Below are 14,857 nucleotides of genomic sequence, written 5' to 3'. Positions count from 1 at the left end.
GAGCAGATTCTGAAGGTATTCAATGATCCGAATGCGCATAGCGTACGCGGAACACTGCAAGGGCTGTCGCTCAGCGAACGTTTTGAAGCGCAAGCGAAGAACCACCCTGAACGAATAGCCGTGGTGTCTGGGGACATAGCGCTAACCTACGCTGAGCTGAATGAGCAGGCGAACCGATTGGCCCGGGTGTTACGGGCAAAAGGAGTTGAAGCAGACCAACCGGTAGGCGTACTGCTGGAACGTTCTGCGGATCTTCTGGTGAGCATTCTGGGGGTACTGAAGGCCGGAGGCGCGTATGTGCCAATGGATACGATGTATCCACAGGAGCGCATTGACTACATGCTCCAAGACAGTGGGGCACCAGTCGTGATTACAAGCAGAGCCGCCACTCTCTCGCTCAGACTGCCGGTAGCAGTACAAGCTGTAGTTCTGGACGATGAGAGCGTTCAAGCTCACTTGGGAGAACAGGATGCAAGCAACCTGGTTCCTGTCTCCGGCCTGCACAACCTGGCCTATATGATTTACACGTCAGGTACAACTGGTCAGCCGAAAGGGGTTATGATTGAGCAAGGCAGTGTCGGCAATCTGGTAGACGCTTTATATGAGCGAGTGTACAGCCGGTATGATCAGCCGCTTCACATCGCATGGCTGTCGGCCTTTGTATTTGACGCTTCGGTGAAGCAAATCTTTGCCAGCTTGCTGTTAGGTCACACCTTGCATGTGGTGTCCCGTGACGTCAGTCTGAGCGGGGAGCATTTGATCGCGTACTACCGTATGCACCGGATCGACCTGTCGGACGGCACACCTGCGCATCTGCATATTTTGAACGAAAGTGTCAGCGTGACCGAAGCGCCTGATGTGAAGCATTACCTGATCGGAGGCGAAGCCTTATCCGTGCAGCTGGTCCATGTGTTCCTACACAAGTGGGCCGGGTATCGTCCGGTCATTACGAACGTGTATGGTCCGACGGAAACGACGGTAGATGCAACAGCCTATACGATTGAAGATGTAGAGTCACTGAATGTACTGCTGGAAAAAGGGGAGCATACGGTATCCATTGGAACGCCGATAGCGAACCAGGCTGTGTACATCTTGAACACTCGACAACAGCTGGTACCGATCGGGATCGCGGGTGAGCTCTATATCGGAGGGGCAGGTATCGCACGAGGATACCTCAACCTGCCGGAACTGACGGCTGAGAAGTTTGTTCCGAATCCGTTTGCTGATGCGACGGCCGCTGATCAAGCGGACAGCACTTTCGCAAACCGGATGTACCGAACGGGCGACTTGGCACGGTGGCTGCCGGATGGCAGCATCGAGTATTTGGGCCGGATCGACCACCAGGTGAAAATCCGCGGCTACCGGATCGAGCTGGGCGAGGTGGAAGCACAGCTGCTGACCGTGGACGGCATTCAAAAAGCCGTGGTCACAGCATGGGAAAACGAAGACGGACACAAGGATCTGTGTGCCTATATCGTAGCTACAGAGTCGCTGAGTTTACCGGAACTGCGGAATGCGCTGCAGCCGAAGCTGCCGGATTATATGATCCCGACGTATGTGGTACAGCTGGATCGTTTCCCACTGACGCCAAATGGGAAAATCGACCGGAAGGCGTTGCCAGCACCGGAAGCACGCCTTGAAGGAGGTCTGGAGTACGTTGCGCCGCGGACGCCGCTGGAGGCCAAGTTAGCGCAAATCTGGCAGGATGTATTGAAGCTGTCCAGCGTAGGCGTCACCGACTCATTCTTCGATGTGGGGGGGCACTCCCTGCGGGCAACGTCGCTGGTGGCCAAAATCCATCAGGAACTGGACAGCCGAATGACACTGCGTGAGGTGTTCCAGCACTTTACGATTGAGCAGCAAGCCCAGCTCATCGCAACGCACGGGACAGACACCTATACGGTGATCCCTGCAGCCGCGAAACAGTCTTACTATCCTGTCTCCTCGGCGCAAAAACGACTGTACATTTTGAGCCATCTGGAAGGTGGGGATGTCAGCTATAATATGCCGGGTGTATTAGTAGTAGAGGGGCCGCTTCAGGCAGATCGACTGGAGGATGCGTTCCGACAGTTAGTAGCCCGCCATGAAACACTGCGGACTTCCTTCGAAATGGTGGACGGCGAGGTCGTTCAGTGGGTTTACGATCAGGTTGAGTTTGCAGTAGAGCGCCTGCAGGCCAGTGAGTCCGAAGCGGAAGTGTATATCGAGTCCTTTGTACGCAGCTTCGATCTTCGGCAGGCACCGCTGCTGCGTGTCCGTCTTATTCAAACCGGACCCGAGCGCCATCTCCTGATGTACGACATGCACCATATTATTTCAGACGGGGTATCGTCTAACAATATCGTGCAGGAGCTAGGACAACTGTACGAGGGACAGGCCTTGAAGCCGCTGCCAATTCAGTACAAGGACTATGCGGTGTGGCAGCAGCAGGAAATGCAGCGTGAGTCCTACCAGCGCCGGGAACAGTTCTGGCTGGAGCATTTAGCCGGGGAATTACCGGTGCTGGATTTGCCGATTGCTTATCCTAGACCTGCTGTTCGCAGCTTCGAGGGAGCAACGTATGAGTTTACCGTGGACCCGAATGTATCTGAGCAATTGCACCAAGTGGCAGCACAGACCGGAAGTACGCTGTACATGGTGCTGATGAGCGCCTACACCGTTCTGTTGTCCAAATATAGCGGTCAGGATGATTTGATCATCGGTACGCCGGTAGCAGGTCGTTTGTTACCTGAACTGGAGCCGCTGATCGGCATGTTCGTCAATACACTAGCCATCCGGCATCAGCCGCAGGGCAACTCAACGTTCCACAGCTACCTACTGGAAGCCCGAGAGCGTACGTTACAAGCCTTCGAGCATCAGGATTATCCGCTGGAAGAGCTGGTGGAAAAGCTGGATATAGTACGGGATGCAAGCCGTAATCCGTTGTTTGATACTATGTTTGTACTGCAAAATACGGAGTCACAAGAAGCAAAGCTTGAAACGTTGTCCTTCAGTCCTTATGTGCAGGAGCATCGTATTTCCAAATTTGATTTGACCTTGTCCATGAGTGATGAAGACGGGCAGATCAAGGGTTCCTTTGAATATTGCACGAAGCTGTTTGGCGCTGACGCTATTGAACGATTAACCGGAGATTTGATAGTGATCCTGTCACAGGTTGCGGCCAATCCAGATTTGCAATTAAGCGATATTCAGGTGAACTTGGGTGAACAAGCAGAAGGCTTCTCACCGGATTCCATCGACTTTGTTTTCTAGATCAGTTTTCAGGTTTCTAAAAGGCAATGATTTCACTTTGCATGTGCAAAGGGCAGCGGCTTCGTCCGACTGCCCTTGCCTGCAAAGTATTCTTTTTCCGATACAACGCTCATCTACGTAACAACGCACCATTCCAACCGGGGTACAGACCCCATAAAGCAGGAGGGATGTCATTGAAAGCCTTATTTGAGAAAGAGAAAAATTACTGGAGTCATAAGCTGGAATCCGAGGATCGTATCATCTGCTTGCCATATACCAACCATGTGTCCAGGGATACAGCTGCAACAGATTCTAATTGTCATACGTACACGCTGACATTTCCATCAGAAATTTCCCAAAGAATATCATCTATAACAGGTGGGGCTCCATGGGCTGTATTTATGGTTCTGCTTGCTGGAGTAGAAAGTTTATTGCATAAATACACAGGTGAAGAAAGTGTGCTGCTGGGCATTCCTGTAGCCAAGTCTGGCAACGGTGCTACCAAGCCAATCAACCATCTGCTTTTATTGAAAAATACGCTGGATTCATCCACGACCTTCAAAACCTTGCTGTCTCAAATCAAAACCTCTGTCAGTGAAGCTATTGAACACCAAAATATTCCTTTTTGGAACTATACTGAGGGGCTTGAAATCCTACGTAACAAGGACGACAAGCCTCTTATCCACACCACGGCCTCCTTGCAAAATATTCACATTTCTGATTTTTTACATCACGTGCAATCTGAGCTGGATTTTCAATTTCAATGGGACAATGCTGCAGTTTCTCTAAACGTGAAATACAGTAGCGACCGTTACGACCAGGTGACGATTGAACGCTTTGTTGAGCAGCTATTACGGCTGTATACCGTTGTTTTACATCACCCAGAGTTGGAGATTTGCACAGCACAAGTGCTGTCAGAACAAGAAGTAGAGCAGCTGGTTCATACTTTCAACGATACAGCTGTAGATTATCCACGTGATGCTTCCATTCATGAATTGTTCGAGATACAGGCGAAGCAGGTACCACAGCAGGTGGCAGTAGTGTCTGGACCCAATAGCCTAACCTATGAAAAATTAAATGAAAAGGCCAACCGACTGGCTCATTTTTTACGTAAGCAGGGAATCCGTACTGAACAGACAGTCGGCATTGTAGCTGAGCGCTCAATTGAGATGATTGTAGGCATGCTCGCGATTCTTAAAGCAGGCGGGGTGTATGTTCCGATTGACTCTGATTACCCGGACGAGCGCGTGCGTTATTTGCTGGAGGATTCCGAGACCAAGATACTACTTGTACAAAAAATGGAGCATCGGCCCACAGATTTTAAGGGAATAGTACTTGACCTGAGTGATGATGCGATCTATGAAACAGATGATGCTGATGGCTGCAATTCCGTTTTGTCGTATGATAACGGGATGAGTACAGATACGGGTAATATGGGATATGTGGACTGCCTAAACCCACTCTATTCTATTTCTGCTAGTCCCGAACTTGCTTCTACTACAACTATCCCAACAGAAGCTCCGCAATCAGAACAAGCTAAACCAATACAGCAGGTTTATGCAGCTGAAGAACAACCGAAGGCGACCGCAGCTGATCGATTGGCCTATATTATGTACACCTCAGGGACAACAGGCCAGCCCAAAGGGGTAATGGTGGAACATCGCAATGTCGTTCGTTTGGTGAAACATGCAAACTATGCACGTTTGGATGCGGACACGCGCATTTTGCAGACTGGGTCTGTTGTCTTTGATGCGTCCACCTTTGAAATTTGGGGGGCGTTGCTAAATGGTGGACAGCTTGTGCTAGTGAGTCAGGATGTCATTTTGGACGTGCTTAAGCTTAAGGAAGCCGTACGCAGCCACGGCATTACCACGATGTTTCTGACCACACCGCTCTTTAACCAGCTGTCTCAGCAGGATCTGGCGCTGTTCGAGGGGATACGGGAACTGCTGGTCGGCGGTGATGTGATGTCCGTACCACATATGACTCGGGTGCTGAAGGCTCATCCGTCCCTGCGAATCAGTAATATCTATGGCCCAACTGAAAATACGACCTTTTCCACAGTGCATGCGATCAACGGTGTGCAATCGGAATCTGTGCCAATTGGCAGACCGATCCATAATTCGACAGCATATGTCGTGGACCGTTCGATGCAGCTTCAGCCCGTCGGGGTATGGGGTGAGTTGCTAGTGGGCGGTGATGGGGTGGCACGTGGATACCGCAACCGTCCGGACTTGACGGCTGAAAAGTTCATCGATAGTCCGTTCCGTAACGGCGAACGCTGCTATCGCACCGGAGACCTGGTACGTTGGAATGCAGATGGGGCGCTGGAATACAAGGGACGGATCGATGCGCAAGTGAAAATCCGGGGTTACCGGATCGAGCTGGGCGAGGTGGAAGCGCAGCTGTTGAAGCTGGAGGTGGTGCGAGAAGCTGTTGTGACTGCACATGAGGATGAGCAGGGGCAAAAGCAGCTCTGCGCTTATGTAGTAACTCATGCGAATGCACAGTTAAGTGAACTCCGCAGCGCTTTGAGCCGGGAACTGCCGGGTTATATGGTGCCGTCGTATTTTGTGCAGTTGGAGCAGCTGCCATTGACGCCTAATGGCAAGGTGGATCGCCGAGCTTTGCCTCAGCCGCAGGGAAGCATAAGCTCAGGTGCAGAGTATGTAGCTCCTCAAAATCAGTTACAAGCACAACTGGTCAGCATTTGGAAAGATGTGCTGGAACTTGAGCGCATTGGGATTAAGGATAACTTTTTTGAAGCAGGAGGTCATTCCTTACGGGCGACAAATGTCATCTCGCTCATCCATAAGGAATTGCATAAAAATGTGCAGCTAAAGGACCTGTTCCAGCACCCAACCATCGAACAGCTTGCGCAGGTTATTGAAGCACTGGAGCAAACCACCTATGAATCCATTCCTGTTTCGGGAAATAAGCCATTTTATGCGGTATCCTCGGCTCAAAAACGGATGTATATTCTCAATCAGCTTGATGGAGCGGGAACTAGCTATAACATACCAGGCGCCTTGACATTGACCGGTTCACTTGATTACAAGGCACTGGATAACGCGTTCCGTCAGCTTATTAATCGCCATGAAACATTGCGCACAAGCTTTGAGAGCATGAACGGTGAACCTGTCCAGCGAGTACATGACGAGGTTCCTTTTCGCGTGGAGTTGATTCATGCCCACGGAGCTGACCAAAAGGAAACGGATGAGCTGGTGCATGGCTTTGTTCAGCCGTTTGATCTTGCGCATGCTCCGCTGTTCCGGGCGGGTCTGATTGAAACTGGGCCAGAGCATCATATTTTGCTGCTGGATATGCATCACATCATTTCGGATGGCACCTCTATAAATGTATTGATTCAGGACTTCATCCACTTATATGCGGGGGACACGCTGCCGTCGCTGCGCATTCAGTATAAGGACTATGCCGCATGGCAGCAGGAAGAGCAGCAAAGTGAACGCTATCAGGAACAGGAAAATTACTGGCTCAATACCTTCGCAGGAGAGCTGCCAGTGCTGGATATCCCGACGGATTATCCACGTCCGGCGGTGAGAAGCTTTGAAGGAGATGTACTGGAATTTACGCTCGATCAACGGCAAAGCGAAGGATTAAAAGGCATTGCGATGCAGACCGAATCGACCTTATATATGGTGCTGTTGGCTGCCTATACGACTTTGCTTAGCCAATACAGCGGGCAGGAGGATATCATTGTCGGCTCGCCGATTGCGGGGCGGCCTCATGCTGATCTTAGCAGTCTGATAGGGATGTTCGTCAATACACTGGCGATCCGCAATTATCCGGAAGGCGGGAAAACATTCCGCGATTATGTACTGGAGGTCAAGGATAACGCGTTAAAGGCTTTTGAACATCAGGATTATCCGTTCGAAGAGCTGGTAGAAAAGCTGGGCGTGGATCGGGATTTAAGCCGCAATCCATTATTTGATACCATGTTTGCTTTACAAAACCTGGAGCAAACAGAGCAGCAGCTGGCAGAGCTGCAATTAGCGCCCTATCCGAGTGAACAAACAACGGCCAAATTTGATCTAAGTCTGTTCGCGCAGGAGGATGGGGAACAAATTGCCTGCGGTTTTCAATACGGAACCCGACTGTACAAACGCGAAACCATCGAACGACTGGCTGTACATTTACAGCAGCTAATCAATGTGGTTATAGAACAGCCGGAGATCGCTCTTGCGGCTATAGAAATGGTTTCGGCCCAAGAAAAAGAGCAGCTGGTGGAGCAATTCAGCACTACAGCAGCAGACTCTCCGTATCCACGGGATCAATTACTGCATGTGCTGTTCGAGGAACAGGTTGCACAATCGCCAGATCGACTAGCGGTCACCTTTGCGGACACACAGCTCACTTATCGCGAGCTGAATGAGCGTTCCGATCGTCTGGCATGTGTCCTTACTTCCCATGGGATACGGCGTGGGTCCGGGGCTCAGATACAGCGAGTAGGGATAGTAGCTGAGCGTTCCATTGAAATGGTCGTGGGCATGCTGGCTATTATGAAGGCAGGCGGGGCTTACGTTCCTATTGATCCCGAGTATCCGGAAGAGCGTATCCGTTATTTACTGGAGGATTCCGGTGCCGAGCTGTTACTGTCACAGCGACGTGAGCAGATTTCTTTTGAACCAGGTATTCCGGTTATCGATTTGAGCGATGCGCAACTATGGAGCAGCGAATTTGAAGGATACACTCATACTCATGAATCAGCTTCCATTACAAATGGGGGGTCTGCCTTAGATCTTTCGCATGTCATATACACCTCTGGTACGACAGGCAAGCCGAAAGGCGTTATGGTCAATCACCGTAATGTCGCACGGTTGGTGAAAGGCAATAGCTACGCCACGCTTGACGAAAATACGCGTATGCTGCAAATGGGCGCAGTTGTATTCGATGCCTCCACGTTTGAAATCTGGGGAACGCTGCTGAACGGTGGTCAATTATATGTAGTAAATCATGACACTATTTTGGATGCTGCCAAGTTCAAACAAGTGATGAACAAGTATCGTATTAACACCATGTTCATGACCACGGCTTTATTCAATCAGCATTCACAGCAAGACATTGAAGTGTTTGCATCCCTAAAGGAATTGCTCGTGGGTGGGGATGTGATGTCCGTACCACATGTTAACCGCGTGCTGAAGGAGTACCCGCAGCTTCGGTTGAGTAATGTTTATGGGCCGACAGAGAACACGACCTTTTCCACCACCTATGAAATTACAGAACCGCAAACTCAAGGTGTTCCCATTGGACGTCCGATTGATCATTCCACCATTTATGTGGTCAATCGTTCGTTAAAATTGCAGCCTGTCGGGGCGTGGGGCGAGCTCCTTCTCGGTGGCGATGGCGTGGCACTCGGGTATCTGAACCGGCCTGAGCTTACGGCAGAAAAGTTTATTGAAAGTCCATTCCGGCCTGAAGAATATTGCTATCGTACAGGGGATTTGGTGCGTTGGCGTGCTGATGGCGTACTGGAGTACAAGGGAAGAATGGATGAGCAGGTCAAAATTCGCGGCTACCGCATCGAACTGGGTGAAGTTGAAACCCGTTTGTCCACGATTGCAGGTGTGAAGGAATCTGTTGTTACTGTGCGGCAGGACGATAGCGGGCAAAAACAGCTGTGTGCATATTTTGTAACAGACAGCGAATTGAGCGCTAGCGACTTACGTAGTGTGTTATCACAGGATCTGCCGAGCTATATGGTGCCTTCCTACTTTGTGCAGCTGTCGAAACTGCCTTTGACACTGAATGGCAAAGTAGACCGTAGGGCACTGCCTGCACCTGAGCCTAATGTCGATACAGGTATGGATTATGTGGCACCTGAGACAGATGTCCAACTGGCCTTGGCTGCGGCTTGGGGAGCCATTCTGGGTATACAGAAGGTAGGCACACAAGATAACTTTTTCCATTTGGGTGGTGACTCCATCAAGGCTATCCAAGTATCGTCCCGCTTGTTTCAGGCTGGATACAAGCTGGAAATGAAGGATTTGTTCAAATATCCAACGATTGCAGGATTGAGCACATATATTCAGCCAGTTAAACGAGTAGCCGAGCAGGGTGAGGTTACGGGACATGTTGTGCTTACACCGATTCAGCGCTGGTTCTTTGAACAGTCAACGGATGAACCACATTATTTCAACCAATCTGTCATGCTCTATCGGCAGGAAGGCTATAACGAACGGGCACTTCGGTTGGCACTCCATCAGATTACAGCGCACCACGACGCCTTGCGAATGACTTTTCGTTCGTCGGAGAACGGATATACGGCATGGAACCGAGGTGTAGGGGAAGGCGAACCGTACCATTTGGAGTGCTTTGACTATAGGGATAGCGAAGTAATTGAAGAGAATTTGGAGAAAATGATTGAGGCAAAATGCAATGAAATTCAATCCAGTATTTCCTTGAGCGAAGGGCCATTGATGAGGCTCGGCCTATTCCGTTGCCCGGATGGTGATCATCTGTTGGTCGTGATTCACCATTTGACAGTGGATGGGGTATCCTGGCGCATCCTATTCGAGGATTTGGCGACAGCATATGAGCAAGCCGCCAAGGGCGAACAGGTGATTCAGTTACCGCACAAGACGGATTCGTTTCAAACATGGGCCGAGAAGCTGCACGCCTATGCCAACAGCCCAGCGATGGAACGTGAGCGGGCGTATTGGGAGGGGATTGCACAAGCGAAACCGGCACCTCTGCCGCAAGATTATGGACATAACGAGCACGACAAGCCATTGATTGGCGATAGTGAGTCGGTTACTGCTTTGTGGACACACGAAGAGACAGAGCAATTGCTCAAGCAGGCCAATCGTGCCTACCGTACAGAAATTAATGACCTGTTGCTGACGGCAGTAGGAATGGCATTGCAAGCATGGAGTGGTCATGATCGTTTCCTAATTAATCTAGAGGGACATGGTCGTGAAGCCATTTTACCAGAGGTGGACATTACCCGGACGATTGGGTGGTTTACAAGCCAATATCCTGTTTTACTCGATATGCCAAAAGAAACGGCTCTTTCGCAGCGAATCAAGCATGCGAAAGAAGGATTGCGCAGTATTCCGCAAAAAGGAATAGGTTACGGGATACTGAAATATTTAGCCGAAGTATCTCCAGCCCTATGTGAGGTAGATCCTGAGATCAGCTTTAACTATTTAGGACAATTTGATCAGGATATGAAGGGAAATGACCTGCAGTCGTCTCCTTATAGTGGAGGTATGCCACTTAGCCCGACTATGGCTCGGACGTATACGCTGGATTTTGGCGGCATCATTTCAGGAGGCCAACTGGGGCTGACAATTAGCTATAGTCGTACCAGCTATCGACCAGAGACGATCGAGCGATTGGCCAGTTTATTGGAATCGAGCCTGCGTGAAATTTTGAAGCATTGCATTCATAAAGAACATCCAGAGCTAACCCCAAGCGATATTTCCTATAAAGGAATGCGTGTTGAGGAGTTGGACAGCTTGTTGTCTGAGATGGGTGCTACGGGTGAGATCGACAATGTCTATACCCTGACCCCAATGCAAAAAGGGATGCTGTTTCACAGCCAACTCGATAGTCAAGCAGCTGCCAATGACGCGTATTTTGAGCAGGTTTCTTATGATATGCAAGGTCAGCTGGACATTCAGGCTTTTGCAGAAAGCCTGAATACTCTAGTTCGGCGACATGAGGCGCTACGTACACACTTTTATTTTGGACGGGATACGGAGCCTTTGCAGGTAGTGTATCGAAACCGGGATTGTGGCTTCTATTACGAAGATTTACGAGAGCTGGATAGCGATACAAGGGATACGCAGCTGACCAATTTCAAGTTGCAAGATAAAGCACGAGGCTTTGATCTGCGTCGGGATGTCCTACTGCGTGTAGCGATTTTGCGCACTGGGGAAGATCGTTATCATTTTGTGTGGAGCTTCCATCATATTGTGATGGACGGTTGGTGTCTGTCCCTTGTAAACAAAGAAGTGTTTGAGAGCTATGCAGCACTTCGGGAGCGCAGAGTACCGGAGTTGGCACCGGCGGTGCCCTACAGCCGCTTTATTGAATGGCTGGAAGCACAGGATCGCAACGCAGCAACCGACTACTGGAGAAGCTATTTGTCCGGGTATGAGGAGCAAACAGCACTGCCAGCTGTAAAATCCGGTCGCAAGAGTGAAGGCTATATGGCCAGTGACTGGATGACGGATTGGGAGCATGAGCTGGCTCTCCGGGCGGAGGAGACGGCCAAGCGGTATCAGGTGACCATGAATACATTATTGCAAACCACATGGGGGATTCTGCTGCAAAAGTACAACAACCATAGTGATGTTGTATTTGGCAGTGTCGTCTCAGGTCGTCCATCGGATATTATCGGGGTCGAGGATATTATTGGCTTGTTCATTAATACCATTCCTGTTCGCATCCGTAGTGAAGCAGGGGAAACTTTTGCGGAAGTTATGAAGAAAATGCAGGAGCAAGCGCTGGCTTCTCATGCGTATGATACGTATCCGTTGTTTGAAATTCAGGCACTGACCGACCAGAAACAGAATTTAATTAACCATATTATGGTGTTTGAAAATTATCCGGTGGATGAGCAGATTGAAGAAATGGGTAGTGACGGGCAGGAGTTATTATCGGTTTCCAACGTGACGGCTACAGAACAGACTAACTATGATTTGAGCATCGTCGTTATGCCGGGAGAAGGCATAAAAATTCGTTTTATGTATAACGAACTCTGCTTTGATCAAGCAGATATTGAACGTCTGCACGGACATTTTGTGCATCTGCTAGAGCAAATTTTGCTTAACCCGAATGTTTGCGTTGAAGAGCTGGAATTGGTTACAGCCTCAGAAAAACAACAGATTATAGGAGAATTTAATGACACGGCCTTAGCATATTCCTACAATCAGACGATCCAAAAACGGTTTGAGGAGCAGGTGGAACGCACGCCGGATCATATCGCCGTCGTTTGGGGTCAACAATCTTTAACTTACCGTGAACTGAACGAGCGAGCCAACCGCCTTGCACGGACTTTGCGCGCGAAGGGGGTTAAACCAGATCAGTCGGTAGGCATTATGGTATATCGCTCGCTAGACATGATCGTAGGCATCTATGCGATCCTCAAGGCCGGCGGAGCCTATGTGCCAATTGATCCGGAATTTCCGGCCGACCGCATCTGCTTTATGCTGGAGGACTCGGGAGCGAAGCTGGTGCTGACGCAATCGCATTTAGCGGAGCAAGTATCGCTGAGCTTCGATGGCCAGGTGCTTGTGCTGGATCACGAGGACATCTATCACGAAGATGGCTCGAATCTGGAGCCACTGGCCGGACCGCACCATGTCGCCTATGTGATCTATACCTCCGGTTCCACCGGAAAACCGAAGGGCGTAATGGTGGAGCACCATTCCGTGCTGAACCGGATTTTGTGGATGCATGATCGTTACGGCTTAAGTGCGGAAGATACGATCCTGCAAAAGACCGCCTTCACCTTTGACGTGTCGGTGTGGGAGCTGTTCTGGTGGTCGATGGTCGGCTCGAAGGTGAGTCTGCTGTCGGTCGGCGGGGAAAAGAACCCGGAAGAGATTGTGGACACGATTGCTCGTGATGGCGTGAGCACGATGCACTTTGTACCTGCCATGCTGCATGCGTTCCTGGAGTATGTGGAGCAGCAACCACGAGAAGCGATGCAAGCGAAGCTAGGCACGCTGCGCCATGTTTTTGCCAGTGGTGAAGCCTTACCGCCACAGCATGTGGCCCGGTTCCAGCGGCTCGTGTCGAGCTTGGCCGGAGCGAAGCTGATCAACCTGTATGGTCCAACCGAAGCGACGGTGGACGTATCGTACTTCGATTGCGAGCCGGATGAGGAATATGCGGTTATTCCGATCGGGAAACCGATTCAGAACATTCGTCTGTACATCGTGAAGGAAGGCACAGGGCAATTGCAGCCGATCGGGGTCGCGGGTGAGCTGTGCATCGGCGGTGTAGGTGTAGCCCGAGGTTATCTGAACCGTCCAGAGCTGACGGCCGAGAAATTTGTGAAAGATCCGTTTGCTGGAGGCAAAGCAGGCTATGAGCGGATGTACCGTACAGGCGATTTGGCAAGATGGATGCCGGACGGCAACATTGAATATCTGGGCCGGATTGACCATCAGGTGAAAATTCGCGGTTATCGAATTGAACTGGGCGAAGTGGAGGCACGGTTGGCAAGTGTGCCGCTCGTGCGGGACAGCGTTGTTATTGCTTTGCAGGATGGAATAGGTCAGCAGCAATTATGTGCTTACTTCACGGCTGATGAGCAGCTGACTGTCCGTGAGATTCGAGCTGTACTATTGGGCAGTCTACCAAGCTATATGATTCCATCCGTATTCGTACAGATGGAGCGTATTCCGCTGACGGCCAACGGCAAAATCGACCGAAAAGCGTTACCTACGCCGGACACAGCGCTGCGCACGGGTATAGAATATGTTGCACCGCGAACCGACGTGGAGCAGTTACTGGCAGCCATTTGGCAGGAAGTGCTTGATATTCCACAAGTGGGTATCCACGATGACTTTTTCACGTTGGGTGGACATTCCTTGAAAGTACTGGAGCTTATACGCAAAGTTCACCTTGCCACAGGCATTGAGCTTCCTATACGTAGTGTGCTGGAGTTCCCGACCATAGAAGAGCAGGCGCTCACATTATTGAAAGCTGATCTGGAATACAAGGCTGATAGTCCAATCATTCGGTTGAATGAACACGGTCCGGTCTCCATCTTCTGCTTTCCGCCGATGCTTGGATACGGGCTGTCGTTTGCAGAGCTTGCGAAACAACTGGATCAAGACGCAGTCGTGTACGGGTTAGAGTTCGTAGATGATGCTGCGGATGAGCAGGCAATGTTGGCACGTTATGTTGATCTTATCGTCAGCACGCAAGCGCAAGGTCCGTATGTACTGCTTGGTTATTCCATAGGTGGGAATCTAGCGCATAAGGTTGCCTCTACACTGGAGCGTCAAGGTCATGCTGTATCCGACATTTTTATGCTTGATTCAGTCAAAAGAACGGAAGCCCTGCCTTTCACAGACGAAGAAACAGAGCAGGAAATTCATGCGATGCTGGAACAGGTTCCTGAATCTTACCGCGAGCTGCTGAATGAAACGTACCAGCGTAAAATGATCGCTTATGCGGTGTATGGCAATCAGCTTGTGAACACTGAAAAGGTTCAGGCGAATATTCATGGTTTTGACGCCGTTGGATCGGAAACGGTGAAGGGCACAGGAGATAATCGACTTTTATGGAAAGACGCTACACAAGGAAGCTATGAAGAACATAGCTTGATTGGGAATCATTATGAACTGCTGGAACCCGGATTTATCGAAGAAAATGTAAAAGGTATCCGTGCCGCGATACAAAAGATTACCCGGAACATGGACAAAGGCATGACACAAGGTTTAACACATCATAATTCTTGAAAATCTACGCTTGACGAATGATTAGAAGTTATCACCAATTTTAATCTGTAACCCATGAATCCTGATCGAACAAGTAAGAAGCCTTCCACTTACGCGATTCGATCAGGATTCGCTTTATCATGTGCACTCCCACGATGGGAAGTGCGATGATTTCATAGCGCCATGCTGATGGCTTCCATGCGGAG

General features: G+C 50.1%; 2 protein-coding genes. Both read left to right on the top strand.

Annotation, left to right across the window (positions count from 1 at the left end; all coding sequences use genetic code 11):
• A partial coding sequence (locus KSP24_RS22035) for a non-ribosomal peptide synthetase (protein ID WP_216976730.1) occupies positions 1–3,252 on the top strand: 3,252 nt, incomplete at its 5' end.
• Between the two features lie 173 nt (positions 3,253–3,425).
• Positions 3,426–14,672, top strand: a complete 11,247-nt coding sequence (locus KSP24_RS22030) for a non-ribosomal peptide synthetase (RefSeq protein WP_216976729.1) — start codon at positions 3,426–3,428, stop codon at positions 14,670–14,672.
• Positions 14,673–14,857 lie beyond the last annotated feature (185 nt).

This window comes from Paenibacillus sp. AK121 (assembly GCF_019042715.1).
Classification (GTDB): Bacteria; Bacillota; Bacilli; order Paenibacillales; family Paenibacillaceae; genus Paenibacillus; species Paenibacillus polymyxa_C.
This window is presented reverse-complemented; position numbering and strand designations above follow the sequence as displayed.